Here is a 26,367-nt window from a genome sequence, read left to right on the forward strand (position 1 = left end):
ATGAACCGTTTTTTAGCATTAATCAGCCTGATGGGTGTTCTGGTTCTTACGGGGTGCGCCAAGCCGCAACCTTATGACTACACAGCATTCAAGCAAAGCAAACCGAGAACTATTCTGGTGCTACCACCGCTGAACCACTCTCCGGATGTGAAAGCGGGCCCCAGTTTTCTTAGCCAGGTAACCTACCCGTTAGCCGAGTCTGGATATTATGTGTTGCCTGTCGCCGTGACGGACGAAACGTTCAAACAGAACGGCCTGACGACAGCTCAGGATATTCACGCCGTCAGCGTCGCGAAGTTGCACCAGATTTTCGGTGCGGATGCTGCGTTGTACCTGGATATCACTGATTACGGTTCAAAGTATAGGGTTGTTAATAGTGAAACCCGTGTTACCGCGAGTGCACGTTTGGTTGATCTGCGTACTGGCAAGGAGCTGTGGAAAGGTAGCGCGACCGCTTCCACCAGCGAACAGCAGTCGAATTCTAATGGCGGCGTGGTTGGTTTGTTGGTGCAGGCTGCGGTGGCGCAGATTGCCGATACTATTACCGATAAAGGCCATGATATTGCCGGTATCACCAGTACGCGCTTGTTGACGGCGGGTGGTGGTTCTTCCTTGTTATATGGGCCTCGTTCGCCGATGTATGGCAAAGACGCTAAATAATCATTATTGATAATGTAACAAAACCCGTCCATGGCAACATGGGCGGGTTTTTTCTTTATATGACGGCTCTAATTCCGAGCAGATGAATCCGATATTACCCTGATTGATTGCCATATCGGAAAACCTGGCTATGCTTTGTTAATGATAATTAAGGATATATATCCGTCGTAGTTCACATTGCCGCTATCGGAACTGTCTATCAATTGGGTTCATTTCTGCGGTCGGGCTATTTCATAGCAACATAGGTAAATTATATACCCGTCATACTTCAAGTTGCAGGTGCGTTGGCTGCGTTCGTTCACCCGAATCACTTACCTGAGTAAGCTCATCGGGATTCACTCTCTTGCCGCCTTCCTGCAACTCGAATTATTTTGGGTATATGAATAAAATTTATTTCTGTTTCGGTGAGTATTAATAATATTGCAAGAGATCGTAATTATTGTTTGGTTTTTATGTCTGCGTGATTTTTATCACAAAAAACTATTATTTTTCGTGCGTTTATATGCGGTTTCATCGGTGTCGTCGCTATCGAGCGCTATTTTTATTGACGATGGGTTTAAACATAGCTTGCTACCCTTTTCCTGCGTTGAGTTCTTAGGGTTGAGCATCGGTCTACAGATTGAACATCGACTGAAAAGAAGCATCTTAATATTCAACTAAGAAATCTTCGTTATGCTCGTCTGCTAACAGTCAGGTGGGCGATATTATTGATAGTCATATTTCTGTCACTCATTGCTTTTCTACTTATGCTTCGCAAGAACCTAAGGAGTGGTTTCCCCTGACGTATTTATTCCCAGATCCGATTCTGATGGCGGGATGGCGATGTTACCAGAGTGTTTAAAATTATCTCGTCACACCAACAATCATCGATTTAAGATTTAACCTGAGAGTGAATTTTTACATGGCTGATTTTCTACCTTTCTCACGCCCCGCGTTAGGTGAGGAAGAACTTGCCGCAGTTGAGCAGGTTCTTCGTTCCGGATGGATTACCACTGGCCCTAAAAATCAGGAACTGGAACAACAGTTTGCAGCGTTGACCAGCGCGAAACACGCCATTGCGGTCAGCTCCGCGACCGGCGGTATGCACGTCACCCTGATGGCGATGGGGATTGGTGCCGGCGATGAGGTGATCACCCCGTCGCTGACCTGGGTTTCCACCCTGAATATGATTGTGCTGCTGGGCGCTGAGCCGGTCATGGTGGATGTCGATCGCGACAACCTGATGGTGACGCCACAAGCGATTGAAGCGGCCATTACCCCCCGCACCAAAGCCATCATTCCGGTTCACTACGCCGGTGCGCCGGCCGATATTGACGCAATTCGTGATATCGGGCGTCGTCACGGTATCCCGGTGATTGAGGATGCGGCTCATGCGGCTGGCACCTATTACCGCGGTCGTCACGTCGGTGGTGAAGGTACGGCAATTTTCTCTTTCCATGCCATCAAAAATATGACCTGTGCTGAAGGCGGTTTGGTGGTAACGGACGATGACGAACTGGCCAACCGTATTCGCAGCCTGAAATTCCACGGTCTGGCGGTCGACGCGTTCGATCGCATGGTTCAAGGGCGCGCGCCGCAGGCGGAAGTGGTTTCGCCGGGCTTCAAGTACAACCTGCCGGATATCAGCGCCGCCATTGCGCTGGTGCAGCTGAACAAGCTGGCCGCCAACAATGCCCGCCGTGAAGCGCTGGCGCAGCGTTATCTGCAAAAACTGGCTTCGTTGCCGTTTCAGCCGCTGTCGCTGCCGTCATGGCCGCATCAGCACGCCTGGCACCTGTTTATCATCCGAGTGGATGAGGCGCGTTGCGGTATCGATCGCGATGGGCTGATGCAGGCGTTAAAAGAGCGCAATATCGGTACTGGCCTGCATTTCCGCGCCGCTCATACCCAAAAATATTACCGCGAACGTTTCACCAACCTGCATCTGCCGAATACCGACTGGAACTCGGCCCGCATCTGCTCTCTGCCGTTGTTCCCGGATATGCGCGACGAAGACGTGGACAGGGTGGTGGATGCATTGACTGAACTGGCGGGGAAACACTGATGTCGGACATGGAAGCAATCAATAAAGTCTCGGTAGTCATTCCGGTTTTCAACGAGCAGGAAAGCCTGCCGGAACTGATTCGTCGTACTACCACCGCCTGTGAGCAACTGAGTCAGGATTATGAAATTCTGCTGGTAGACGACGGCAGTAGCGACAATTCGGCCGCAATGCTGACTGAAGCCGCGCAAGCGCCGGGCAGCCACGTGGTGGCGGTGATCCTTAATCGTAATTACGGACAACATTCGGCGATCATGGCGGGGTTCAGTCATGTATCGGGCGATCTTGTCATCACGTTGGATGCCGACCTGCAAAACCCCCCGGAAGAGATTCCCCGGCTGGTGAGTACGGCGGAACAAGGGTATGACGTGGTGGGCACCATCCGTGAGAATCGCCAGGACAGTTGGTTTCGTAAAACCGCCTCCCGCATGATCAATCACTTGATCCAGCGTACAACCGGTAAGGCGATGAACGATTACGGCTGTATGTTGCGCGCCTATCGCCGCCATATCATCGAGGCGATGTTGCACTGCCATGAACGCAGCACCTTTATTCCGATTCTCGCCAACACCTTTGCCCGCCGCACCACCGAGATTCTGGTGCGTCATTCCGAGCGCGAATTCGGCGATTCCAAATATAGCTTCATGAAGCTGATTAACCTGATGTACGACCTGGTGACCTGCCTGACTACCACGCCGTTGCGTTTGTTGAGTGTGGTCGGCAGCGTGATTGCGATTTCCGGTTTTACGCTGGCGTTATTGCTGATTCTGCTGCGGCTGTTTTTCGGTGCGGCTTGGGCGGCGGACGGCGTGTTTACGCTATTCGCCGTCCTGTTCTCTTTTATCGGCGCCCAGTTCGTCGGCATGGGCCTGCTGGGGGAATATATCGGACGAATCTACAACGATGTCCGTGCGCGCCCTCGTTATTTTATTCAACGTATTGTTGGCAATGATCCACGATTTTCTGAACAGGACAATGAAGAATGAAAGCTGTTGTTTTTGCCTATCATGATTTCGGCTGCGTGGGACTCCGCGCGTTGGTCGCAGCGGGCTATACCATAGAGGCGGTGTTTACCCATGCGGATAATCCCGCGGAAAATCAGTTTTTTGGATCGGTAGCCCGTACCGCCGCAGAGCTGGGCATTCCGGTCTTTGCGCCGGAAGACGTTAATCACCCGCTGTGGGTAGAGCGCATCGCCGCGATGTCGCCGGACGTCATTTTCTCCTTCTACTATCGTCACCTGCTGAGTGATGCCATTTTGCAGAGCGCGACGCACGGCGCGTATAACCTGCACGGTTCGCTGCTGCCGCGTTATCGTGGCCGGGCGCCGCTGAACTGGGCGCTGGTCAACGGCGAAACCGAAACCGGCGTGACCTTGCACCGTATGGTGACGCGCGCCGATGCCGGCAATATCGTGGCGCAACAGCGTGTGGCTATTGATGAGAGCGATACCGCGCTGAGCCTGCACCGCAAGCTGCGTGATGTCGCCGAGCAGTTGCTGAAAGACGCCTTGCCCGCCATCGCCGCCGGTAAAGCGAAGGATATTGCGCAGGATGAGAGCCAGGCCACTTATGTGGGCCGCCGTACCCCGGAAGACGGGCGTATTGAGTGGCAGAAGCCGGCGCATACCCTGTACAACCTGGTGCGTGCGGTGACCGAGCCGTGGCCGGGCGCGTTCAGCTTCGTCGGCACAACGAAATTCATTATCTGGCAGGCGAAAGTGCGTACTGATTTCGCCGCCGCCAAACCGGGCACCGTGCTGAGCACCTCGCCGCTGGTGGTCGCTTGTGGTAACGACGCGCTGGAGATCGTCACCGGTCAGGGCGACAACGGTATCTATTTGCAGGGCGCGCAACTGGCTCAAAGTCTGGGGCTGGTGACAGGCGCTATCCTCAACAACGCGCCGGTGGTGAGCGTTAAACGCCGCACCCGCGTATTGATCCTCGGGGTGAACGGTTTTATCGGCAACCACCTGACCGAGCGTTTGTTGCAGGAAGATAATTATGAGGTGTTCGGTCTGGATATTAGTTCCGATGCCATCGAACGTTTTCTCGGCAACCCGCATTTCCACTTCGTGGAAGGGGACATCAGCATTCACTCCGAGTGGATCGAGTACCACATCAAGAAATGCGACGTGGTGTTGCCGCTGGTGGCGATCGCCACCCCGATTGAATACACCCGTAACCCGCTGCGCGTGTTCGAGCTGGATTTCGAAGAAAACCTGAAAACCATTCGTGACTGCGTGAAGTACAAAAAACGCATCATTTTCCCGTCCACCTCCGAGGTGTACGGCATGTGTACCGACCCGGTGTTCGACGAGGACAACTCCAACCTGATCGTCGGGCCTATCAACAAACAGCGTTGGATTTACTCGGTATCCAAACAACTGCTGGACCGCGTTATCTGGGCTTACGGCGAAAAAGAAGGTCTGCGTTTCACCCTGTTCCGCCCGTTTAACTGGATGGGGCCGCGTCTGGATAACCTGAACGCCGCGCGTATCGGCAGTTCCCGCGCCATCACCCAGTTGATCCTGAATCTGGTGGAAGGCTCGCCGATCAAGCTGGTTGACGGCGGTCGTCAGAAACGTTGTTTTACCGACATTAAAGACGGTATCGAAGCATTGTTCCGCATTATCGAGAACAAAGACGGCGTGTGCGACGGCCAGATCATCAACATCGGTAACCCGGACAACGAAGCGAGTATTCGCCAACTGGCGGAAATGCTGTTGGAGAGCTTCGAGAAGCATCCGCTGCGTAACCAGTTCCCGCCGTTCGCCGGTTTCCGTGAAGTAGAAAGCAGCAGCTACTACGGCAAAGGCTATCAGGATGTGGAGCATCGTAAGCCCAGCATCCGCAACGCCAAGCGCTTGTTGCACTGGCAGCCGACCATCGAGATGGAGAAAACCGTGGCGGAAACGCTGGACTTCTTCCTCCAGACCGTTGAAACCGGTCAATCCAGTCAGGACGGCGAATGAGAAAAGTAGGGTTACGGATCGACGTTGATACCTGGCGCGGCACGCGGGTGGGCGTCCCCCGTTTGCTGGAGCTGCTGGACGTCTATGGCGTCCGGGCCAGCTTCTTCTTCAGCGTCGGTCCCGACAACATGGGGCGCCATCTCTGGCGCCTGATCCGCCCGGTATTCTTGTGGAAGATGCTGCGCTCGCGCGCGGCATCGCTCTATGGCTGGGATATCCTGCTGGCGGGCACCGCCTGGCCGGGCAGGGTGATCGGCCACGGCCTGCCGGACCCGATCCGTGCGGCGTCCCGGCAACATGAAGTCGGGCTGCACGCCTGGGATCACTTCGCCTGGCAAACCTGGGCCGGGGTATGGGATCAGGCCAAAATGGAACAGCAGGTCCGGCTGGCCTACGAGGCGTTGCAGTCGATCACCGGCGAGCCGGTGGTGTGCTCGGCAGTGGCCGGCTGGCGTGCGGATCAAACCGCGGTAGAAGCCAAACAGCGGTTTGGCTTTCGCTACAACAGCGATTGCCGCGGCACCGCGCCGTTTCGCCCGCTGCTCAACGACGGCAGCACCGGTACGGTACAGATTCCGGTCACGCTGCCCACCTGGGATGAAGCGGTCGGCCGGGAAACCAGCGCCGCCGATTTCAACCGCTATATTTTGGATAAAATCCATCAGGATCAAGGTACGCCGGTCTATACCATTCATGCCGAAGTGGAAGGCATTGTGATGAGCGATCAGTTCAGCGAATTGCTGGCACTGGCGGAACAGGAAGGCATTCGCTTTTGTCCGCTTAGCGAATTGCTGCCGGACGATACCACTACATTGCCGGTCGGACGCGTGGTGCGAGGTTCCCTCGCCGGACGCGATGGCTGGTTGGGATGTCAGCAGACCGTGGAGGCGGCCTGATGAAATACGCACGTCAAACAACGCTATGGCTGGCGTTGTTACTGCTCTACTACTTTATTCCCCTCAATGGCCGCCTGTTATGGCAACCGGATGAAACCCGCTACGCGGAAATCAGCCGGGAAATGCTGGCGGGCGGTAACTGGATTGCCCCACATTTTCTGGGGATTCGCTATTTTGAAAAACCGATTGCCGGTTATTGGGTGAATAACATCGGCCAGTGGTTGCTGGGCGATAACAACGCCGGTGTGCGCGCCGGCTCGGTGTTCTCCATTTTGCTGACGGCGGCGCTGATTTACTGGCTGACGCAACGGCTATGGCAACAACGGCGCACCTCACTGCTGGCGATGGCTATCTATCTGAGCTGTCTGTTGGTATACGGCATCGGGACTTATGCGGTGCTCGACCCTATCGTCACCCTGTGGTTGGCGGCGGCGATGTGCAGCTTCTGGGGCGCCGCGCAGGCCACCACCCGCGGCAGTAAAGTCGGTGGTTATTTACTGCTGGGCGTGGTGTGCGGCATGGGCTTCATGACCAAGGGCTTTCTGGCGCTGGCGGTGCCGGTGATTGCGGTACTGCCGTGGGTCACGCTGGAGCGGCGCTGGAAAGAGGTGTTGTTGTACGGCCCACTGGCGATTGTCAGCGCCGTGGTGGTTTCGCTGCCGTGGGCGCTGGCGGTGGCGCGCCAGCAGCCGGATTTCTGGCACTATTTCTTCTGGGTTGAACATATTCAGCGCTTTGCCGATTCCGAAAACGCTCAGCACAAAGCACCGTTCTGGTATTACTTGCCGGTGTTGATAGCGGGCGTGCTGCCGTGGCTGGCGTTGTTGCCGTCGTCACTATTGCAGGGCTGGCGTGAGCGGCGTCAGGATAACAGCGTCTTCTATCTGCTGGGTTGGGTGGTGATGCCGTTGCTGTTTTTCAGCATCGCTAAAGGGAAACTGCCGACGTACATTCTGCCTTGTTTTGCACCGCTGGCGATCCTGATGGCCCGACGCGCCACCACCTTGCTGAACCCGCGAGTGCTGACCATCAACGGTTGGATCAATCTGGCGTTTGGTGTGCTGTGCGCATTGATTGTGGCGCTGGTGTTGGCGCCGTGGGGGCTGTCGCATCGCCCGCTCTATCAGCCGCAGGAAACCGTCAAGGTGGCGCTGGGCATCGCGGCGTTTCTGTTCTGGGGGATGATCGGCTGGTGGACGTCGCGTCAGGCGGCCGCTCGCTGGCATTGGGCGGCGGTCTGCCCGCTGGGTATTGCGTTGCTGATTGGCATGGCTATCCCGCAGCGGGTGATGGAGAGCAAGCATCCGCAGTGGTTCCTGCGTGCGCCCGAAGTGGCGTCCCACCTGGCGCAGAGCCGCTACATTCTGGTGAACAGCGTTGGCATCGCCTCTGCCGCCGCCTGGGAACAAAAGCGCAGCGATATTCTGCTGTACGATAATCAGGGCGAGCTGGAATACGGCTTGTCGTATCCGGATAGCGCCGATCGCATGGTGCCTGCCAGCGCATTTGCCGACTGGCTGGCGGCGCATCGCCGTGAAGGTAATGTCTCGCTGGTGCTGATATTCTCTTCGGCAACTGATCCGATCACCGGCGTACCGCCAGCGGATTACACTGACCGGAAAGGACGTGTCGCCTTATTGTGGTATCGTCAGCAATGATCAATTACCTGCTGATTTTGCTGGTCAGTTTATTGACCTGCGCCGGTCAGCTTAGCCAGAAACAGGCCGCCAGCTGGCAAAGCGGCGGCCGTTCTCGTCGTGCCCATATTCTGTTATGGATGGGGATAAGCCTGCTGCTGCTGGGGCTGGCGATGGTATTGTGGCTGGCGGTGCTGCAACGGGTGGCGGTCAGTGTGGCGTATCCGATGCTGAGCCTGAATTTCATTCTGGTGGCGCTGGCGGCGCGTTGGCTGTGGCGGGAAGCCATCAGTTTGCGTCAATGGGCAGGCATCGTGCTGATTGTTATCGGTGTCATTTTGATGGGAGGGAGTGCGTGAAAGGCTATGGATGGGCATTGTTGAGTGTGTTACTGGTCAGCGCAGCACAGCTGTCGATGAAATGGGGGATGTCTCAATTGCCCTCGCTGACGGAGCCGCTGCCGTTTATGTTCGCCATGCTGGTGTTACCGATCGCCGCCGCTGCGGTACTGGTGGGGTTGGCAGCCTATGCTTTCTCGATGCTGAGTTGGTTTAACGCCTTGCGCTTTCTGCCGCTAAGCCGAGCCTACCCCTTGTTGAGCCTTAGCTACGTACTGGTATGGGGACTGGCGGTGGCGTTGCCTATTTTTCCCGATACGTTCAGTACCGGCAAGTTGCTGGCTATCGCGCTGATTATTGCCGGCGTATGGCTGGTGTGCAGCCGGCAGGCTTCACAGCTGGATGATGAATCCTGATGTCTGTCTGACATGACGATGCCGGGTGGCGTCAGTTTCTCTTTTCCATTCCTCACTTCCCGGTTATCGTTTTCGATTTGATTCACTGGACTGTTCTTATGACCTTACATATCCGTTGGGCGGCGCAGCAGGATTCCGCCACCATCCTGAACTTTATTCGTGAACTGGCTGAATACGAGAAAGCGCTGCACGAAGTGAAGACCAATCAGCAGGAAATTGAGCAAACGCTGTTTGGCGAAGGGGCGTCAACTGAAGCGTTGATCTGTGAATGGAATGGCGAGCCGATCGGCTTTGCCGTGTTCTTCACCAGTTACTCTACCTGGCTGGGTCGCAATGGTATTTATCTGGAAGATTTGTATGTCTCGCCGCACTATCGCGGTTACGGTGCAGGTAAGGCATTGCTGAAATATATTGCTCGTCTGGCGGTTGAACGCGGTTGCGGGCGGCTGGAGTGGAGTGTGCTGGACTGGAACCAGCCTGCGATTGATTTTTACGACAGCCTGGGGGCGGCACCGCAAAACGAGTGGATCCGTTACCGGCTGGAAGGCGATAGCCTGCGACAGGTCGCACAAGAATAATCCGGGGCTATTTATAACAGGAAAAAACAGGCGGTGGAAAATCCGCCGCCTGTCGAGGGTAAAAGGGACACAGCCTGAACACAGGAAGCTAATCCCCCGTATGACTCAGTAACCAACGGTGAAACGCTGGCGGATGTGCTGCGGTTTTTCTACTTCATCCACCAGTGCAATGGCGTAGTCTGCGAAAGAGATACTACTGCCTTGCTCATTGGTCAGCAGATCGTCCTTACCGAGGCGGAATGTGCCGGTACGCTCACCGGGGATGAACATCATGGACGGCGACAGGAACGTCCAGTCCAGATCGGTAACGGTTTTCAGCAGATCGAGAAAATCGGCGCCCTTGGTCGCTTCTGCCTTATACTCCTCCGGGAAACCGGGTTGATCCACCAGACGCTGGCCCGGTGCCACCAACAGGCTGCCCGCTCCGCCGACCACCAGATAGCGTTTCACACCCGCAGCGCGTACCGCCTCGATCAAAATCTCCGGGTCGCTGCTGGTAAAGTGCACCGAACTGATGACCGCATCGTGGCCTGCCAGCAGCGCCGTCAGTCCTGCTACATCAAATACATCCCCTTGTTTGGCGGTCACGCCCGGCAGCGCGGCGATTTTTTCCGGGTGGCGGGCGATAGCGGTTATCTGGTGACCACGTTCAGACAGTTCTTTGAGAATTTGTGAGCCAGCGTTGCCGGAAGCGCCGATAAGTACAATATGAGCCATGTTCTGTTCCTTATATACCCGTCATACTTCAAGTTGCAGGCCCGTTGGCTTTCCTCGCTCACCCCAGTCACTTACTTATGTAAGCTCCAGGGGATTCACTGCGTCGCCGCCTTCCTGCAACTCGAATTATTTAGGGTAATGTCTTCATTAATGGAAAGGTCTACTATGTAGACCAGTGGAGGGATTATGCGTAAGGTCCAATCGTTGCGCAAGAAGTTACCTGTGTGTTATCTGGTCACCAAAAACTGACTATTGTGGAGTGTGCGATGCCAAAAACCGTGGTTGAGAAAGAGGTTTTTATCTTTGAACAGGCTTGCCCGATACGCGATGTACTCGATCGTATCGGCGATCAGTGGAGCTTGCTGGTGCTGGAAACCCTTAGTGGCGGCACGCTGCGGTTTAATGAGCTGATGCGCGATATCGGCGATATTTCCAGGCAAATGCTCTCTAAAACGTTAAAACTACTCGAGCAAGATGGCTTCATCAGCCGTACGGTTTACGCAGAGGTTCCGCCTCGGGTGGAATATCAGCTCACCGAGCTTGGGCGTTCTTTTTTACAACCCATGAAAGTGTTGGTGGAATGGGCGGATGCGCATCACCGTACTATTTGTGAAGCCCGCAAAACCTATGAGCAAAAAACGGATAACGTCTGATATCAACGGGCAACTGAGCGCCCGCGCGATGATTGCCAATGCTGCTGGCATGTAATCGATAGTAAGAGCCTATCCCTGTAGGCGTTAGCGGCCTTGAGCTGCTCAAGGCCGCGCCTGATACAAGCAGGGGGGTTAGACCGCTTCTGTCGTGACTTTGATTTCCCCGCGAGCCAGTTGGTCGCGCTCCATAGATTCAAACAGCGCCTTGAAATTGCCTTCGCCGAATCCCTCGTCCCCATCCCGTTCGATGAACTCAAAAAACAGCGGGCCGATCATCGTTTCCGAGAAAATTTGCAGCAGGAGTTTTTTCTGCCCGTTACGGGTATTGCCGTCAATCAGAATGCCGCGTGCCTGTAGTGCTGCGGTATCACGGCCGTGCCCAGGCAGGCGCTCCTCCACCATACGGTAATAAGTCTCTGATGGTGCAGTCATCAGCGGTAATCCCGCCTGGCGCAGCTGATCGAGCGTCGTCAGAATATCGTCGGTTTGCATCGCGATATGCTGGATACCTTCGCCATTAAACCGGCGCAGAAATTCCTGAATTTGCCCATTGCTGCCCTCTGCTTCTTCATTCAGCGGAATACGGATTTTACCGTCAGGGGCCGCCATCGCTTTGGAATGCAACCCTGTATATTCCCCTGCAATATCAAAATAACGAATTTGCCGGAAATTAAATATTCGGGTATAGAATTCAGACCAGTAATCCATTCTTCCCTGATAGACATTATTGGTCAGATGATCAATGGTATGCAGCCCAAATCCCTGCGGATTTCTTTCTACGCCGGGAATAAATGAAAAGTCGATATCAAAAATATCGATATCCGTATGATATTTTTCGATGAAATAGATTCTTGAACCGCCAATGCCTTCGATAGCCGGCACCCGAATTTCACCCGGATTGACGGTCTGCTCTACTGGTTTTGCACCGGACTGAAGCGCCCGCTCATAAGCCCGGTGTGCGTCTTTGACATAAAAACCCACGCCGCAGGCCCCGGCGCCATGCTCCTGTAAAAAGGTCTGTGGAAAACCGGTGGCTGTATTATTGACAAGGAAATTGATGTTGTTCTGCCGAAAGAGTGCAATATCACGGTGGCGATGGTGTGCAACACAGGTAAAACCCAGCGAAACGAATAATGTTGAGAGTGTTTCTGGGGTATCGGTAACAAACTCGACAAAAGCAAATCCATTCAAATCGAGAGGGTTGATTACTAATTCAGTCATACTATTTCCTTTGTCCATAAAGGAGGTGCATAAAATAAATCGACGACAGACATGTCGGAATAAATAATAGCGGCATTACTCATTTCCTGATAACAAGTTTTTCTTATTAAAATGATAATTAATAAATTCAAAGTAGTTTCATCTATTAATATTTATTCCTTAGGGAATAGATAAACAGTTGAACAGCCAAGGGTTGACGCTCGATCATGGATTGGCCCGAACGTATCGATAAATGACCTTTGGGCCACTGCCGGTGACGTGGGTTTTTAAGCAGAATGACGGTAATCCGCCATTTTTGTCTTAAAAAAGAGGAATACCACGATGAACATTACCCAGATCAGGAATGCGACACTGAAAATTGGCTTTGCCGGTAAAACGTTTCTCATCGACCCGATGCTGGCCGAAAAAGGCGCTTATCCCGGTTTTGAAGGGACGCTGAACAGCCATTTGCGTAACCCGTTGGTGGATCTGCCTGTTACGCTGGAGGACCTGTTTGCCGGTGTGGATGCGGTGATTGTCACCCATACCCATCTTGATCACTGGGATGATGTGGCGGTGGCCCGATTGCCGAAATCACTACCGATATTTACCCAACATGAGCACGACCAGGAAATGATTCGCGCCGCCGGGTTTAGCGATGTTCGGCTGTTGAGCGAGCAAAGCGCTTTTGGCGATGTCACACTGAGTAAAACACCGGGCCAACATGGCAGCGATGCCATTATGGAAAAACTGGGCGACAGGTTGGGTGAGGTATGCGGCGTCGTGCTGCGCCATCCGCAGGAAAAAACGCTGTATCTGGCGGGCGATACCGTCTGGAATGCGGAAGTGGCTGAAAACCTGCGCAGTTATGCACCGGAGGTGATTGTGCTCAACTGCGGCGATGCACAGGTCGTCGGCTTAGGGTCGATCATCATGAATCAGCAGGATGTGCTGGCCGTGGCGCAGCACGCACCGAATGCAACCCTCATCGCCAGCCACATGGAAGCGGTTAACCATTCGGCGTTGAGCCGTACGGCTCTGGCGGATTTTTTGCAGCAAAACGGTGTGGCGCATCAGGTATTAATCCCGGCTGATGGCGAGTCCTGTATGCTGTAGCGGGTATGATAAACGGGCGGCGATAACGCAGGGGAGAATGCAACGTGAGTAAGCCTATTCCGTCGGTCGCGGTGGTCGCCTGCGATCAGTTCAGCCCGTTTCATTTATCGGTGCCCTGCATGATTTTCGGCGATGTACTGCCGGGACAATCGTTATTCCGGTTGCATCTTTGCGCTGGTGAAGAGGGTGTATTGCGTTCCGCACAAGGGTTGCAGATTGATACCCCGTTCGGGCTGGATACGCTGGCACAAGCCGATATCGTGGTGGTGCCTTACTGGCGTAACCCGCAGGAGATGCCGAATCCGGCGTTGCTGGAGGCGTTGGCCGCCGCTTATGCGCGCGGCAGCCTGTTGGTTGGGCTATGTCTGGGCACCTATGTGCTGGCGTGGGCCGGGCTGCTTACGCAGCGCAACGCCGCGACGCACTGGGAGTTTGCGCAGGATTTTCAGCAGCGTTTTCCGGATGTACTGCTGGATACACAGGCGTTATATGTAGAGGACGAGCGGCTGCTCACCTCGGCAGGCACGGCCGCCGGGCTGGATTGTTGCTTACATTTGGTCAGGAAGTACCACGGTAGTGTGATAGCCAATAAAATCGCCAGAAGAATGGTGATTCCCCCGCATCGGGAAGGTGGTCAGGCTCAGTTTATTGAGCGGCCGATGCCGGCATCGACGCAGGACACCAGAATCAACGCATTGCTGGACTACCTGAGAAGCCGGCTCGACCAGCCCCATCACCTTGATGAATTGGCGCGCCGCACGCTTATGAGCCGTCGTACTTTTACCCGGCAGTTTCACAAGGCTACCGGTATGTCGGTCGGCGAATGGTTGATGGCCGAGCGCCTGCAACAAAGCCAGACGTTGCTGGAATCCACCACGTTGTCGATTGAGGCCATCGCCGGGCAGGTCGGCTTCGGCACCGCGGCGTCATTGCGCCAGCACTTTCGCCGCCAGTTTAACGTCACGCCCGGCGAGTGGCGCCGGACGTTTCTGGGTTGTAGGTGAAAATAGATAGAAAGTAGCGTCTTAGTTGGCTAGAGGCGCGATTGAGAGAAAACATAGTCTCCACGTGAGTCATTTGAGAATTCAGGGTAACTCATTGGACGCAATTCATTTGCGTCGACACGGTACACATGGAATCCTTTGGACTCGAAGAAGTTGGCAATTTCAGCTCCGATTCCAGGTCTCATGACAGACTCAGCCATAACCTTTTCGTATTCCATTAGGAATCGAACCTGAGGATAGTCCCGAATAGTTTTTTTACATCCTTCAAGAACTGAGGATTCAAAACCCTCCACATCTATTTTAATTAGGTCGGGAATGATGTTATAGCGGGATACCAAGGTATCAATTGTAATCGTATTTACTTCGGTTCGCTCTATTGTTCCGTTGAATTTTTCTAGTATTTCTTTTGATATTTTTAGTCCTGACATAGCCGGATGCTCAGCAAAGTACTCAAAAAGTACAGTACAGTTATCTTCATTTGAAACGGCTAGAGGAGATATTGTAACTCGATCCAGAAGACCGTTAATTTCGAGGTTTTTTCTCAGGATTTCTCGTGTAATTGGATGCGGCTCTAGCGCAATAATACGGCCCGATTCACCAATCAGTGTTGAAGCATACAATGTATGCAATCCAATGTTGGCACCCACATCAATGAATGTACTTGTAGGGGTAAGTAACCGTCGGAGTTCTCTGCGTACAGGGGTTTCCCATTCACCATGTTCAAGTAAATGTAATGTCATAAATGGCTCTTTAGCGTCAACAAATAGCCGATGTCCATCATTTGTATGGATAAAAGTTTGTCCATTTTCACTAAATTGAACCGGGAAGCGCCATCGAAAATAGAAATTGAGTTTCTCATCAAGCCTTTTTTGAATTAATTGATCAAATAGTTCTATCTGATCAATTTTATTATTATAAGATTGTGCTTGTATCGAATTCTGATTCAATTTACTAATTAATGTTCTTATCTCGTTAAGTTCTATATTGTTTTGGTGTAATTCTGAATGTAATTTATTTATTTCGGCGTGTATTCTGTTTAGTCCAATTGCTTTGAATATTAATTCTCTTATATTTCTTAACATGTTGTCCCTTAATTATTTACCATGCTATCTTGATAATAAAATCAACTATATAGGGAGCATAGTCCTTATCTATGTAAATTTTCAAGTGGTATTTTCAGAAAATAATCATGAATAAGTATATTAGTTTGGAGTTTCTGGATTTATTAGATAAAACTCCTGGTTTAAGGCGTTGAATGATAGGTGTAAAATCATAGGTTCATTTCTATATTATCCTCCCTAAATCACATTGAGCAGACTACAGATACAAAAATCCCGCATAGCGAGAAGCTATGCGGGATGAGTGGACGCTTACAAACTCAGCGTCACTTCCCAATACAAAAACTGGAGAAAATCCGCCCCAGCAGGTCATCGGAAGTGAATTCGCCGGTGATTTCACTCAATGCCTGTTGCGCCAGCCGCAGCTCTTCGGCCAGCAATTCACCGGCATAGGCACCGACCAGTTGTTCGTGGCCTTGCTGCAGATGTTGCGCTGCTTGTTCCAGCGCCTGTAGGTGACGGCGGCGGGCCAGAAAACCCCCTTCGGTGTTGCTGGTAAACCCCATGCTTTGTTTGAGATGGTCACGCAGCAGGCTTACACCGTCGCCGGTGCGGGCGGAAAGGCGGATAAGTGAGTGAGTATTTACCTCTTCAATACCCAGCGGTTCACCGGTGACGTCCGCCTTGTTGCGCACCACGGTGATCGGTAACCGAGCTGGTAGTCGCGCCATGAATTCCGGCCAGATAGCCGCCGGTTCTACCGCGTCGGTGGTGGTGCCATCCACCATAAACAGTACCCGGTCGGCCTGTTCGATTTCCTGCCACGCGCGTTCAATACCGATACGTTCCACTTCGTCGCCGGCCTCGCGCAGCCCGGCAGTGTCGATGATATGCAGCGGCATACCATCGATGTGAATATGCTCACGCAGCACATCGCGGGTGGTGCCGGCGATGTCGGTAACGATGGCGGCGTCGCGCCCGGCCAGCGCATTCAGCAGGCTGGATTTGCCGGCATTCGGCCGGCCGGCAATCACCACTTTCATCCCTTCGCGCAACAGGCTGCCCTGACGCGCTTCGCCGCGTACTGACTCCAGATCGCCGATCACCTCATTGAGCATGGCTTCAATTTTGCCGTCGGAGAGAAAATCGATCTCCTCATCGGGGAAATCGATCGCCGCTTCTACATAGATTCGAAGGTGAGTGAGTGCTTCCACCAGTTGATGAACGCGGGAGGAAAAGACACCCTGCAACGAGTTGACGGCGGAACGGGCGGCCTGCTCGGAACTGGCGTCGATCAGATCGGCAATCGCTTCGGCCTGCGCCAGATCGAGTTTGTCATTCAGAAATGCCCGTTCGGAGAACTCGCCGGGGCGGGCGATGCGTACGCCCGGCAGTGCCGCGACGCGCTTGAGCAGCAAGTCGAGAATCACCGGGCCGCCGTGCCCTTGCAGTTCCAGCACGTCTTCGCCGGTAAAGGAGTTCGGGCCGGGAAACCACAGGGCGATGCCTTGATCGAGCACGCTGCCGTCGGCGTCGTGGAAAGGCAAATAATCGGCGTAACGCGGTTTGGGCAGCTTGCCCAGTATGGCTTGCGCTACCACTGAAGCTTGCTGGCCGGAGATACGCAGAATACCTACGCCGCCGCGTCCCGGCGGGGTGGCTTGGGCAACGATGGTATCGGTATGGCTCATGGTGTTCTCTCTGCCTTTTCGCCTGTTTTCAGGCTCGGTTACGGGATTGTCTTAATGTAAAAAAATAAGGCGGTCAGTGACCGCCTCATAATGAGATTGATTGGGCAATCAACCGGTTATTTCTTCTCGCGGCTGTGCAGCCCGCGTTTTTCCAGCCCGCGGTAAATCATCTGCTGCTGGGCGATGGTCACCAGGTTGCTGACGATATAGTACAGCACCAGACCTGACGGGAACCACAGGAAGAACACGGTGAAGATCACCGGCATGTAAGTCATGATCTTCTGTTGCATCGGGTCGGTGACGGTAGTCGGCGACATCTTCTGAATGAAGAACATGGTCAGACCCATCAGGATCGGCAGTACATAGTACGGGTCTTGCGCCGACAGGTCATGAATCCACAGCGCGAACGGCGCGTGGCGCAGTTCTACCGAACCCATCAGCATGTAGTACAACGCCAGGAAGATAGGCATCTGGATAATCAGCGGGAAGCAGCCGCCCAGCGGGTTCACTTTCTCAGCCTTGTACAGCGCCATCATTTCCTGACTCATGCGCTGCTTGTCGTCGCCGATACGCTCGCGCATCGCCTGCAGTTTCGGTTGCAGCATACGCATTTTCGCCATCGAGGTGTACTGCGCTTTGGTCAGCGGGTACATGATGCCGCGCACGATAAAGGTGATGGCGATGATGGAGAAGCCCCAGTTGCCGATAAAGCCGTGCAGGAACTTCAGCAGCTTGAACAACGGCTGGGAGATGAACCACAGCCAGCCGTAATCCACGGTCAGATCCAGATGCGGTGCGACGGCGGCCATTTTATCCTGAATTTCCGGGCCGACCCACAGGGTGGCGTTCAGGTTTTGCTGGCTACCCGGCTGTACGATAACCGGTGCGGCCTTAAAGCCGATGGCGGCTAAGCCATTGCCAAGATTGGCGCTGTAAAATGTGTTGTTGGCAGCGGCAGTCGGCACCCAGGCGGTAGCGAAATACTGCTGCAGCATGGCAACCCAACCGCCTTGCGTGTTGATATTCAGGTTCTCTTTCATATCGCTAAAGCTGTATTTGCGATATTTGTCTTCGCTGGAAGAGAACGCTGCGCCACGGTAGGTGTGCAGGGCAAAGTTATTGCTGCCGGTGTCGCGGTGCGACGGCAGATCGATAGACTGTTTCAACTGACCAAACAAGGCCAGTTCCAGCGGCTGAGCGCTGGCGTTGTTGACGCTGTATTCTACATTCAGCGCGTATTCACCACGTTTCAGTACGAAGGTTTTGGTGAAGCTCACGCCGTTGGCATCGGTGTAGGTCAACGGAATACGCAATTCATTCTGACCGGCGGGCAGTTCAAAGCGATCTGCCGACGCGGTATACAGCGGACGTGAACCGTTCGCCGGGTTATCCGGGCCGTTTTTGCCGGTCAGGCCGCTCTGAGCCTGATAAGTGAAGGCCGGGGTGGTTTCCAGCAGCTTGAACGGCTGGCTGGAGCTCAGCTCCGCCGGGTAGGCCAGCAGGTCGGCTTCTTCGATGTCGCCGCCGCGCGTATTGATGTTCAACGACAGCACATCGGTTTTCACGGTAATCAGTTTACCCTGACCGCTGGCAGGTACGCCCTGGTTGGCTGCATCGCCCACAGCGCTATTCGCCAGTTGCGTGGTCTGGGTTGCCGCGGGTGGATTTTTATCCGTTTCCCACTGCTGCCAGATCATGAACGTCACGAATAGCAGAGCGATGAGAAGGAGATTGCGTTGCGAATCCATCGTTAGTGTTCTCTGTTATTGTCGGGTTTTGGCGGTACGGGATCATCACCACCAGGGTTCAAAGGGTGGCATTTTAATACGCGTTTAAGCGTCAACCAACAGCCTTTTATCATGCCGAACCGGCGTATTGCTTCAATGCCATATTGGGAGCACGACGGCTGAAAGCGGCAGTGCGGTCCAAGTAGCGGACTGATAAAGCGTTGATACCCGCGTATCAGGCCGATCAGCAGGCGTGAGCCAAACGACAGTGACGGCGCCATAATTTTTCCAACGCTTCCGTTAGCGTACGGTTATCCAGCTCAGACACCCCTTTTTTGGCGATGACGACAAAGTCCATCGCAGGCAGCTCGTGTTGGCGTAAGCGAAAGCTTTCACGCGTCAGGCGCTTGATGCGGTTGCGTTCGTGAGCCCGTCTGACGTGCTTTTTCGCGACGGTAAGACCAATACGAGGGTGTCCCAGCGTATTCGGGCGACCGAGGATGGTGATCTGCGGCGTGCCGGCCCGTTGGGGCTGCTGGAAGACGAAAGAGAAATGGCTGGGAGTTAACAGACGTAACTCCCTGGGAAAAGCGAGCGTAACCACTCGAAGGGTTAGCTTTTATTACTTGGAAACAGTCAGACGAGCACGGCCTTTCGCACGACGGCGGGCCAGAACCTGACGACCATTTTTAGTGGCCATACGAGCACGGAAACCGTGGCTACGGTTACGCTTCAATACGGACGGTTGGAAAGTGCGTTTCATGGCGATTTCTACCTAAACTTGATTTAAGACTTCACAGTAAACGCGTTTGGCTACTCGGCGTGAAAAGTGACCGACGCCTCAATCGCATAATAAAGAGGCGGGATTGTAATAATTGTACAGTCCCGAGTCAATTAACATCCGCGTTTTACCCGCCTGAAACTTCCCGGTTGTTCCGGATTTTCTGTTTGATCAGCACAGGAAACGGGCTGCTCCGCACAGAAAACAGGCGCTACGCGCAGGCCGGGGATTATACGGACTCTGCGATAAAGCGCAAGGATCCGCCTGCGATCCTGTCGGCGGGATCATGATCCCCATCACTCCTGATCGTGCTAATTACGTTTATGCTTAATCCCCGCGAGGGATCGGCAAGCTGATTGTGGGTAACCGTACGAACAGCCCGTAGGGGAAAGACGGGCGGAAGGCACACTATAAGAAGAGCCTGTGGATAAAAAGGATCGAAACTGTGCAGAAAGGGGAGATCTCTTTCGTGGTTTAGGTTATGATCCGCCGTCCCGCTAGCGATCCCTGGATCGGGATCGTCACGGTAAAGCCGCCTGCAGCGCGGCGCACCCCGGCGTAGTCGTGTCCATGCGCAGCCGGGTGCCTGAAAATCATGAGTTACATAACTAACGTCTGTTCCTTTTCTTGATTGACCTTGTTCGAGTGGAGTCCGCCGTGTCACTTTCGCTTTGGCAGCAGTGTCTTGCCCGTTTGCAGGATGAGTTACCTGCCACAGAATTCAGTATGTGGATACGCCCGTTACAGGCGGAACTGAGTGACAACACTCTGGCGCTTTACGCCCCGAATCGTTTTGTACTGGATTGGGTGCGTGATAAATACATCAATAACATCAATGGACTGTTGAATGATTTCTGCGGCATGGATGCGCCGTTGCTACGTTTTGAAGTCGGCAGTAAGCCGGCGACGCCCGCTGCCGTTCCTGCAGGTAACGGCAGCCACAATGCCGCCGTCGCGGCGCCTCAGGCACGCGTCGCTTCACCGGTACGCCCAAGCTGGGAAACCCCAGTGGCGCCGACAGAACACACTTATCGTTCCAACGTCAACCCCAAGCATACCTTCGACAACTTTGTAGAAGGTAAGTCTAACCAGTTGGCCCGCGCGGCGGCGCGCCAGGTGGCGGATAACCCTGGCGGCGCCTATAACCCTTTATTCCTGTATGGCGGCACCGGTCTGGGTAAAACCCACCTGCTGCACGCGGTGGGCAACGGCATCATGGCTCGTAAGCCGAATGCCAAGGTGGTGTACATGCATTCCGAGCGCTTCGTGCAGGATATGGTCAAGGCGTTGCAGAATAATGCCATCGAAGAGTTCAAACGCTACTACCGCTCCGTCGACGCGCTGCTGATCGATGATATCCAGTTCTTTGCCAATAAAGAGCGCTCGCAGGAAGAGTTTTTCCATACCTTCAACGCGTTACTTGAAGGTAATCAACAGATTATCCTGACGTCGGATCGTTACCCCAAAGAGATCAATGGGGTGGAAGATCGTCTCAAATCCCGCTTCGGCTGGGGGTTGACCGTGGCGATCGAGCCGCCGGAACTGGAAACCCGCGTGGCGATCCTGATGAAAAAGGCGGATGAGAATGACATCCGTCTGCCGGGCGAAGTGGCGTTTTTTATCGCTAAACGCCTGCGCTCCAACGTGCGTGAACTCGAAGGCGCATTGAACCGCGTGATCGCCAACGCCAATTTTACCGGCCGGTCGATCACCATCGATTTTGTGCGCGAAGCGCTGCGCGATTTGCTGGCATTGCAGGAAAAGCTGGTCACCATCGACAATATTCAGAAGACGGTGGCGGAGTACTATAAAATTAAAGTGGCCGACCTGTTGTCCAAACGGCGTTCACGTTCGGTGGCCCGTCCGCGTCAGATGGCGATGGCGCTGGCCAAGGAGCTGACCAACCACAGCCTGCCGGAGATCGGCGACGCGTTCGGTGGCCGTGACCATACCACCGTGCTACATGCCTGCCGCAAAATAGAGCAGCTGCGCGAGGAAAGTCACGACATCAAAGAAGATTTTTCCAATTTAATCCGAACCTTATCGTCATAACATCATGAAATTTATCGTTGAGCGTGAGCATCTGTTAAAACCGTTGCAACAGGTCAGCAGCCCGCTGGGCGGGCGACCGACGTTGCCGATTCTGGGCAACCTGTTGCTGCAGGTCAGTGAAGGCCGGTTATCGTTGACCGGCACCGATCTGGAAATGGAGATGGTGGCGCATCTGGCGCTGACGCAGCCCCATGAACCGGGCGCCACCACCGTACCGGCGCGCAAGTTATTCGATATTTGCCGTGGTCTACCGGATGGGGCGGAGATTACCGTTACGCTGGAAGGCGATCGGATGCTGGTGCGTTCCGGGCGTAGCCGTTTTTCGCTGTCCACACTGCCGGCGACGGATTTCCCCAATCTGGACGACTGGCAGAGCGAGGTGGAATTTACCTTGCCGCAGGCGACGCTGAAACGCCTGATTGAAGCCACCCAGTTCTCAATGGCGCATCAGGATGTGCGTTACTACCTCAACGGGATGCTGTTTGAAACCGGTGGTGAGGAGTTGCGTACCGTGGCGACCGATGGTCACCGTCTGGCGGTGTGCGCCATGCCGGTCGGCCAGTCGCTGCCGTCGCATTCGGTGATCGTGCCGCGTAAAGGGGTGATGGAACTGGTGCGTTTGCTGGATGGCGGCGACACGCCGCTACAATTGCAGATAGGCAGCAATAATATCCGTGCCCATGTCGGCGATTTTATCTTTACCTCCAAACTGGTGGATGGCCGCTTCCCGGATTACCGCCGTGTGCTGCCGAAAAACCCGGACAAGACGCTGGAAGCGAGCTGCGACCTGCTGCGTCAGGCATTTTCCCGCGCGGCTATCTTGTCGAACGAGAAATTCCGCGGTGTGCGGCTGTACCTGAACCAGAACCAACTGCGTATTACCGCCAACAACCCGGAACAGGAAGAAGCGGAAGAGATTCTGGATGTGGAATACGGCGGCACGGAGATGGAAATCGGTTTTAACGTCAGTTACGTGCTGGATGTGCTCAATGCGCTGAAGTGCGAAGAGGTGCGCATGTTGCTGACGGATTCTGTATCCAGCGTCCAGCTTGAGGATGCAGCCAGCCAGGCGGCGGCTTACGTGGTCATGCCGATGCGCCTGTAAATCATCTGTGCGCCTGCCTGCCGTTACACGCCGCGCCATTGGGTGCGGCGTGTTGTTATCGACGTTGTGATGGGTTTTATTATCGGTAAGGGCGCGACATTGTCTGGCATGGGCAACAAATCTGGCAAAATGGTTGTGATATGGCGCTGACCCGTCTTCTTATCCGCGATTTCCGCAATATCGAATCGGCCGATCTGGCACTGATTCCCGGTTTCAATTTTCTGGTAGGGGCTAACGGCAGCGGCAAGACCAGCGTGCTGGAAGCCATTTACACGTTGGGGCATGGCCGGGCGTTTCGCAGCATTCAGGCCGCCAGAGTGATTCGCCACGAGCAGGCGGAATTCATTTTGCATGGCCGCATTGAAGGGCAGGAGCGTGAGCGATCCGTTGGGTTGAGCAAAAATCGCGACGGCGACAGCACAGTGCGTATCGACGGCAGCGACGGCCACAAAGTGGCGGAGCTGGCGCAACTGTTACCTATCCAGCTTATCACCCCGGAAGGTTTCACCCTGCTTAACGGCGGCCCCAAGTACCGCCGCGCTTTTCTGGATTGGGGCTGTTTTCACAACGAACCCGGTTTCTTCAGCGCCTGGAGCAATCTGAAAAGACTGTTGCGCCAGCGTAACGCGGCGTTGCGCCAGGTCAGCCACTACGGGCAACTGCGTGCCTGGGATCGGGAACTGGTGCCGTTAGCTGAGGGTATCAGCCGGTGGCGCGCCGAGTACAGCAGCGCTATCGCCGCGGATATCGGTTCCACCTGCGCCCAGTTTCTGCCCGAGTTTTCCTTAAGTTTTTCTTTCCAGCGCGGCTGGGATAAAGAGAGCGACTACGCTGAACTGCTGGAGCGCCATTTCGAGCGCGACAGGCAGTTGGGCTACACCGCGCTGGGGCCGCACAAGGCCGATTTTCGCATCCGCGCCGGCGGCGTGGCGGTAGAAGACATGTTGTCCCGTGGCCAGCTCAAGCTGCTGATGTGCGCGCTCAGGCTGGCGCAAGGCGAGTTCCTGACCCGACAAAACGGGCTGAAGTGCCTGTACCTGATCGACGACTTCGCCTCGGAGCTGGACAGCACCCGCCGTCGGCTGTTGGCCGAGCGGCTGAAGGCGACGCAGGCGCAGGTGTTCGTCAGCGCCATCACCGCTGAGCAGATTAGCGACATGGTGGGCGAAAATGGCAAGATGTTCCGCGTGGAACAGGGTAAAATAACCGTTCAATCACAGGACTAAATGAGCGAGAAACGTTGATGTCGAATTCTTATGACTCCTCAAGTATCAAGGTATTAAAAGGGCTGGATGCGGTCCGTAAACGCCCGGGGATGTATATCGGTGATACGGATGACGGAACCGGTCTGCATCACATGGTATTCGAGGTGGTGGACAACGCTATCGACGAAGCGCTCGCAGGCTACTGTAAAGATATTGTCGTTACTATTCATGCGGATAACTCGGTATCGGTGCAGGATGACGGCCGTGGTATTCCCACCGGCATCCACGAAGAAGAGGGCGTATCCGCCGCCGAAGTGATCATGACCGTGCTGCACGCGGGCGGTAAGTTCGACGACAACTCCTACAAGGTATCCGGCGGTCTGCACGGGGTGGGGGTATCGGTAGTGAACGCCCTGTCCGAGAAGCTGGAACTGGTTATTCGCCGTGAAGGCAAAATTCATCGTCAGGAATACAAACATGGCGAACCGCAGGCGCCGCTGGGCGTGATCGGCGATGCCGACACCACCGGCACCACGGTGCGTTTCTGGCCGAGTCTGGAAACTTTCACCAATGTGGTCGAGTTTGAATATGACATTCTGGCCAAGCGCTTGCGCGAGTTATCGTTCCTCAACTCCGGTGTATCGATTCGTCTGCGCGACGAGCGCGAAGCAAACAAAGCCGACCATTTCCACTACGAAGGCGGCATCAAAGCGTTTGTTGAATACCTGAACCGCAACAAGACGCCGATTCACCCGCAGGTGTTCTATTTCAGCGCCGAAAAAGACGACATCGGCGTGGAAATCGCGATGCAATGGAACGATGGTTTCCAGGAAAATATCTACTGCTTTACCAACAACATTCCGCAGCGCGACGGCGGTACTCACCTGGCGGGTTTCCGCGCCGCCATGACCCGTACGCTCAACAACTATATGGACAAGGAAGGCTACAGCAAGAAAGCCAAAGTCAGCGCCACCGGCGATGACGCGCGCGAAGGGCTGATTGCAGTGGTATCGGTGAAGGTGCCGGACCCGAAATTCTCTTCCCAGACCAAAGATAAGCTGGTGTCTTCCGAGGTGAAGTCGGCGGTGGAATCGCTGATGAACGACCGTCTGGTGGACTACCTGATGGAAAACCCCAACGACGCTAAAATCGTGGTCGGCAAGATCATCGACGCCGCCCGCGCCCGTGAAGCCGCACGCAAAGCGCGTGAGATGACCCGCCGCAAGGGCGCGCTGGATCTGGCCGGTTTGCCGGGCAAGCTGGCAGATTGTCAGGAGCGCGACCCGGCGCTGTCCGAACTGTACCTGGTGGAGGGTGATTCCGCGGGCGGTTCCGCCAAGCAGGGCCGCAACCGTAAGAATCAGGCCATTTTGCCGTTGAAAGGTAAGATTCTGAACGTGGAAAAAGCGCGTTTCGACAAGATGCTGTCTTCGCAGGAAGTGGCGACGCTGATCACCGCGCTGGGTTGCGGTATCGGCCGCGATGAGTACAACCCGGACAAACTGCGTTACCACAACATCATCATCATGACCGATGCCGACGTCGACGGTTCTCATATTCGTACTCTGTTGCTGACCTTCTTCTATCGCCAGATGCCGGAAATCGTCGAGCGAGGTCATGTGTTTATCGCCCAGCCGCCGTTGTACAAGGTGAAGAAAGGCAAACAGGAACAGTACATCAAAGACGACGAGGCGATGGATCAGTACCAGATTATGCTGGCGCTGGATGGGGCCACGCTGCACACCAACGCCCATGCCCCGGCACTGGCCGGTGAGCCGCTGGAGAAACTGGTGGCCGGGCACTACGGCGTACAGAAGCTGATCGATCGTATGGAGCGTCGTTACCCGCGTGCGCTGCTTAATGCATTGATTTATCAACCATCTCTGACGGAGGCGATGCTGAACTCGCAGGCAGAGGCTCAGTCGTGGATGGAAGCACTGATTCAGTACCTCAATGAAAAAGAGCAGCACGGTAGTACGTACAGCTTCATCCTGCGTCAGGTCAATGAGCGTCACGAGCCGGTATTGCGCGTACGTACCCACGGCGTGGATTCAGATTACGCACTGGATCTGGCGTTTGTGCAGGGCAACGAGTATCGCAAAATCAATGGGCTGGGTGAGAAGCTGCGTGGTTTGATCGAAGACGGCGCTTTTGTTGAGCGTGGTGAACGTAAACAGCCGGTCGTCAGCTTCGAGCAGGCGTTGGACTGGCTGGTGAAAGAGTCGCGCCGTGGTCTGGCGGTTCAGCGCTACAAAGGTCTGGGCGAAATGAACCCGGAACAGCTGTGGGAAACCACTATGGACCCGGAAAGCCGCCGTATGCTGCGCGTGACGGTGAAAGACGCCATCGCCGCCGACGAGTTGTTTACCACTCTGATGGGTGACGCCGTTGAACCGCGCCGCGCCTTTATCGAAGAAAACGCCCTGAAAGCGGCGAATATTGATATTTGATCGGTATTTTTCTGATGTAGGCCCACAGAAACCCGCGTTCGACGCGGGTTTCTGCTTTTTAAATCCTG

At 54.5% G+C, this 26,367-nt stretch carries 24 protein-coding genes; 16 read left to right on the forward strand and 8 right to left on the reverse strand.

The window, feature by feature from the left end; all coding sequences use genetic code 11:
• The 9 genes from FDP13_RS08420 to FDP13_RS08460 all read left to right on the forward strand — a co-directional run bounded on the left by FDP13_RS08420 (position 1) and on the right by FDP13_RS08460 (position 9,540).
• Complete coding sequence (locus FDP13_RS08420) at positions 1 to 660, forward strand: DUF799 domain-containing protein (protein WP_015848506.1); 660 nt, start codon at positions 1 to 3, stop codon at positions 658 to 660.
• Positions 661 to 1,561: 901 nt separating this feature from the next.
• Positions 1,562 to 2,704 (forward strand): UDP-4-amino-4-deoxy-L-arabinose aminotransferase, encoded by a 1,143-nt coding sequence (gene arnB, locus FDP13_RS08425; RefSeq protein WP_015848507.1) that lies wholly within the window; start codon positions 1,562 to 1,564, stop codon positions 2,702 to 2,704.
• A complete protein-coding gene (arnC, locus tag FDP13_RS08430; RefSeq protein WP_027713630.1) occupies positions 2,704 to 3,687 on the forward strand; it encodes an undecaprenyl-phosphate 4-deoxy-4-formamido-L-arabinose transferase in 984 nt (327 codons plus the stop codon). Before arnB ends, arnC begins: the two co-directional genes overlap by 1 nt.
• A complete protein-coding gene (gene arnA, locus FDP13_RS08435) occupies positions 3,684 to 5,675 on the forward strand; it encodes a bifunctional UDP-4-amino-4-deoxy-L-arabinose formyltransferase/UDP-glucuronic acid oxidase ArnA (protein WP_143839196.1) in 1,992 nt (663 codons plus the stop codon). Before arnC ends, arnA begins: the two co-directional genes overlap by 4 nt.
• Entirely contained in the window at positions 5,672 to 6,571 is a 900-nt protein-coding gene (gene arnD, locus FDP13_RS08440; protein ID WP_143839197.1) for a 4-deoxy-4-formamido-L-arabinose-phosphoundecaprenol deformylase, read from the forward strand. Before arnA ends, arnD begins: the two co-directional genes overlap by 4 nt.
• Positions 6,571 to 8,229, forward strand: a complete 1,659-nt coding sequence (gene arnT, locus FDP13_RS08445; protein WP_143839198.1) for a lipid IV(A) 4-amino-4-deoxy-L-arabinosyltransferase — start codon at positions 6,571 to 6,573, stop codon at positions 8,227 to 8,229. The genes arnD and arnT overlap by 1 nt, the downstream gene beginning before the upstream one ends.
• Positions 8,226 to 8,567: a 4-amino-4-deoxy-L-arabinose-phosphoundecaprenol flippase subunit ArnE gene (arnE, locus tag FDP13_RS08450; protein WP_027713634.1), complete on the forward strand. Its 342-nt coding sequence runs from the start codon at positions 8,226 to 8,228 to the stop codon at positions 8,565 to 8,567. The genes arnT and arnE overlap by 4 nt, the downstream gene beginning before the upstream one ends.
• A complete protein-coding gene (arnF, locus tag FDP13_RS08455; protein ID WP_143839199.1) occupies positions 8,564 to 8,962 on the forward strand; it encodes a 4-amino-4-deoxy-L-arabinose-phosphoundecaprenol flippase subunit ArnF in 399 nt (132 codons plus the stop codon). The genes arnE and arnF overlap by 4 nt, the downstream gene beginning before the upstream one ends.
• Before the next feature lie 98 nt (positions 8,963 to 9,060).
• Complete coding sequence (locus tag FDP13_RS08460) at positions 9,061 to 9,540, forward strand: GNAT family N-acetyltransferase (RefSeq protein ID WP_015848514.1); 480 nt, start codon at positions 9,061 to 9,063, stop codon at positions 9,538 to 9,540.
• A 105-nt stretch (positions 9,541 to 9,645) separates the two neighbouring features.
• On the opposite strand, the gene FDP13_RS08465 is transcribed toward FDP13_RS08460, so the two are convergent.
• Positions 9,646 to 10,257, reverse strand: a complete 612-nt coding sequence (locus FDP13_RS08465; RefSeq protein ID WP_143839200.1) for an NAD(P)-dependent oxidoreductase — start codon at positions 10,255 to 10,257, stop codon at positions 9,646 to 9,648.
• 266 nt (positions 10,258 to 10,523) lie between these two features.
• Here FDP13_RS08465 and FDP13_RS08470 point away from each other — a divergent pair, with 266 nt between their 5' ends.
• Complete coding sequence (locus FDP13_RS08470) at positions 10,524 to 10,910, forward strand: helix-turn-helix domain-containing protein (RefSeq protein WP_143839201.1); 387 nt, start codon at positions 10,524 to 10,526, stop codon at positions 10,908 to 10,910.
• A 132-nt stretch (positions 10,911 to 11,042) separates the two neighbouring features.
• Here the strand turns inward: FDP13_RS08470 and hppD are convergent, their stop codons facing one another.
• The gene (gene hppD / locus FDP13_RS08475) at positions 11,043 to 12,131 is read right to left on the reverse strand and encodes a 4-hydroxyphenylpyruvate dioxygenase (RefSeq protein ID WP_143839202.1); all 1,089 of its coding nucleotides are present in this window, start codon (positions 12,129 to 12,131) and stop codon (positions 11,043 to 11,045) included.
• A 321-nt stretch (positions 12,132 to 12,452) separates the two neighbouring features.
• On the opposite strand from hppD, the gene FDP13_RS08480 reads away from it, so the two are divergent.
• Together FDP13_RS08480 and FDP13_RS08485 are read left to right on the forward strand one after the other, a co-directional pair.
• Entirely contained in the window at positions 12,453 to 13,226 is a 774-nt protein-coding gene (locus FDP13_RS08480) for an MBL fold metallo-hydrolase (RefSeq protein WP_015848518.1), read from the forward strand.
• 44 nt (positions 13,227 to 13,270) lie between these two features.
• The gene (locus tag FDP13_RS08485; protein WP_143839203.1) at positions 13,271 to 14,230 is read left to right on the forward strand and encodes a GlxA family transcriptional regulator; all 960 of its coding nucleotides are present in this window, start codon (positions 13,271 to 13,273) and stop codon (positions 14,228 to 14,230) included.
• A gap of 29 nt (positions 14,231 to 14,259) precedes the next feature.
• On the opposite strand, the gene FDP13_RS08490 is transcribed toward FDP13_RS08485, so the two are convergent.
• The 6 genes from FDP13_RS08490 to rpmH form a co-directional block, all read right to left on the reverse strand.
• A complete protein-coding gene (locus FDP13_RS08490) occupies positions 14,260 to 15,312 on the reverse strand; it encodes an FkbM family methyltransferase (RefSeq protein WP_143839204.1) in 1,053 nt (350 codons plus the stop codon).
• Between the two features lie 302 nt (positions 15,313 to 15,614).
• Entirely contained in the window at positions 15,615 to 16,979 is a 1,365-nt protein-coding gene (gene mnmE / locus FDP13_RS08495; RefSeq protein ID WP_143839205.1) for a tRNA uridine-5-carboxymethylaminomethyl(34) synthesis GTPase MnmE, read from the reverse strand.
• 116 nt (positions 16,980 to 17,095) lie between these two features.
• A complete protein-coding gene (gene yidC / locus FDP13_RS08500) occupies positions 17,096 to 18,727 on the reverse strand; it encodes a membrane protein insertase YidC (RefSeq protein WP_015848544.1) in 1,632 nt (543 codons plus the stop codon).
• A 2-nt stretch (positions 18,728 to 18,729) separates the two neighbouring features.
• Positions 18,730 to 18,987 carry a membrane protein insertion efficiency factor YidD gene (gene yidD / locus FDP13_RS08505; protein ID WP_012886807.1) on the reverse strand — a complete coding sequence of 86 codons (258 nt, stop codon included), beginning with the start codon at positions 18,985 to 18,987 and terminating at the stop codon, positions 18,730 to 18,732.
• A complete protein-coding gene (gene rnpA, locus FDP13_RS08510) occupies positions 18,951 to 19,310 on the reverse strand; it encodes a ribonuclease P protein component (protein WP_012886808.1) in 360 nt (119 codons plus the stop codon). The genes yidD and rnpA overlap by 37 nt, the downstream gene beginning before the upstream one ends.
• Before the next feature lie 18 nt (positions 19,311 to 19,328).
• Positions 19,329 to 19,469 (reverse strand): 50S ribosomal protein L34, encoded by a 141-nt coding sequence (gene rpmH, locus FDP13_RS08515; protein ID WP_000831330.1) that lies wholly within the window; start codon positions 19,467 to 19,469, stop codon positions 19,329 to 19,331.
• 675 nt (positions 19,470 to 20,144) lie between these two features.
• On the opposite strand from rpmH, the gene dnaA reads away from it, so the two are divergent.
• From dnaA to gyrB, 4 genes are all read left to right on the forward strand, one after another.
• Positions 20,145 to 21,539 (forward strand): chromosomal replication initiator protein DnaA, encoded by a 1,395-nt coding sequence (gene dnaA / locus FDP13_RS08520; protein ID WP_027710525.1) that lies wholly within the window; start codon positions 20,145 to 20,147, stop codon positions 21,537 to 21,539.
• Between the two features lie 4 nt (positions 21,540 to 21,543).
• The gene (gene dnaN / locus FDP13_RS08525) at positions 21,544 to 22,644 is read left to right on the forward strand and encodes a DNA polymerase III subunit beta (RefSeq protein ID WP_012767786.1); all 1,101 of its coding nucleotides are present in this window, start codon (positions 21,544 to 21,546) and stop codon (positions 22,642 to 22,644) included.
• Positions 22,645 to 22,784: 140 nt separating this feature from the next.
• Complete coding sequence (gene recF / locus FDP13_RS08530; protein ID WP_012767787.1) at positions 22,785 to 23,870, forward strand: DNA replication/repair protein RecF; 1,086 nt, start codon at positions 22,785 to 22,787, stop codon at positions 23,868 to 23,870.
• Between the two features lie 17 nt (positions 23,871 to 23,887).
• The gene (gene gyrB / locus FDP13_RS08535) at positions 23,888 to 26,299 is read left to right on the forward strand and encodes a DNA topoisomerase (ATP-hydrolyzing) subunit B (RefSeq protein ID WP_143839206.1); all 2,412 of its coding nucleotides are present in this window, start codon (positions 23,888 to 23,890) and stop codon (positions 26,297 to 26,299) included.
• Positions 26,300 to 26,367: the final 68 nt, after the last annotated feature.

The sequence above is a fragment of the Dickeya sp. ws52 genome, from assembly GCF_007210685.1.
Taxonomy (GTDB): Bacteria; Pseudomonadota; Gammaproteobacteria; order Enterobacterales; family Enterobacteriaceae; genus Dickeya; species Dickeya chrysanthemi.

Coding starts and splice junctions, on each gene's coding strand:
- FDP13_RS08420 (WP_015848506.1), top strand. CDS start 1: ATGAACCGTTTTTTAGCATTAATCAGCCTGATGGGTGTTCTGGTTCTT.
- arnB (WP_015848507.1), top strand. CDS start 1,562: ATGGCTGATTTTCTACCTTTCTCACGCCCCGCGTTAGGTGAGGAAGAA.
- arnC (WP_027713630.1), top strand. CDS start 2,704: ATGTCGGACATGGAAGCAATCAATAAAGTCTCGGTAGTCATTCCGGTT.
- arnA (WP_143839196.1), top strand. CDS start 3,684: ATGAAAGCTGTTGTTTTTGCCTATCATGATTTCGGCTGCGTGGGACTC.
- arnD (WP_143839197.1), top strand. CDS start 5,672: ATGAGAAAAGTAGGGTTACGGATCGACGTTGATACCTGGCGCGGCACG.
- arnT (WP_143839198.1), top strand. CDS start 6,571: ATGAAATACGCACGTCAAACAACGCTATGGCTGGCGTTGTTACTGCTC.
- arnE (WP_027713634.1), top strand. CDS start 8,226: ATGATCAATTACCTGCTGATTTTGCTGGTCAGTTTATTGACCTGCGCC.
- FDP13_RS08460 (WP_015848514.1), top strand. CDS start 9,061: ATGACCTTACATATCCGTTGGGCGGCGCAGCAGGATTCCGCCACCATC.
- FDP13_RS08465 (WP_143839200.1), bottom strand. CDS start 10,257: ATGGCTCATATTGTACTTATCGGCGCTTCCGGCAACGCTGGCTCACAA.
- FDP13_RS08470 (WP_143839201.1), top strand. CDS start 10,524: ATGCCAAAAACCGTGGTTGAGAAAGAGGTTTTTATCTTTGAACAGGCT.
- hppD (WP_143839202.1), bottom strand. CDS start 12,131: ATGACTGAATTAGTAATCAACCCTCTCGATTTGAATGGATTTGCTTTT.
- FDP13_RS08480 (WP_015848518.1), top strand. CDS start 12,453: ATGAACATTACCCAGATCAGGAATGCGACACTGAAAATTGGCTTTGCC.
- FDP13_RS08490 (WP_143839204.1), bottom strand. CDS start 15,312: ATGTTAAGAAATATAAGAGAATTAATATTCAAAGCAATTGGACTAAAC.
- mnmE (WP_143839205.1), bottom strand. CDS start 16,979: ATGAGCCATACCGATACCATCGTTGCCCAAGCCACCCCGCCGGGACGC.
- yidC (WP_015848544.1), bottom strand. CDS start 18,727: ATGGATTCGCAACGCAATCTCCTTCTCATCGCTCTGCTATTCGTGACG.
- yidD (WP_012886807.1), bottom strand. CDS start 18,987: ATGGCGCCGTCACTGTCGTTTGGCTCACGCCTGCTGATCGGCCTGATA.
- rpmH (WP_000831330.1), bottom strand. CDS start 19,469: ATGAAACGCACTTTCCAACCGTCCGTATTGAAGCGTAACCGTAGCCAC.
- dnaN (WP_012767786.1), top strand. CDS start 21,544: ATGAAATTTATCGTTGAGCGTGAGCATCTGTTAAAACCGTTGCAACAG.
- recF (WP_012767787.1), top strand. CDS start 22,785: ATGGCGCTGACCCGTCTTCTTATCCGCGATTTCCGCAATATCGAATCG.
- gyrB (WP_143839206.1), top strand. CDS start 23,888: ATGTCGAATTCTTATGACTCCTCAAGTATCAAGGTATTAAAAGGGCTG.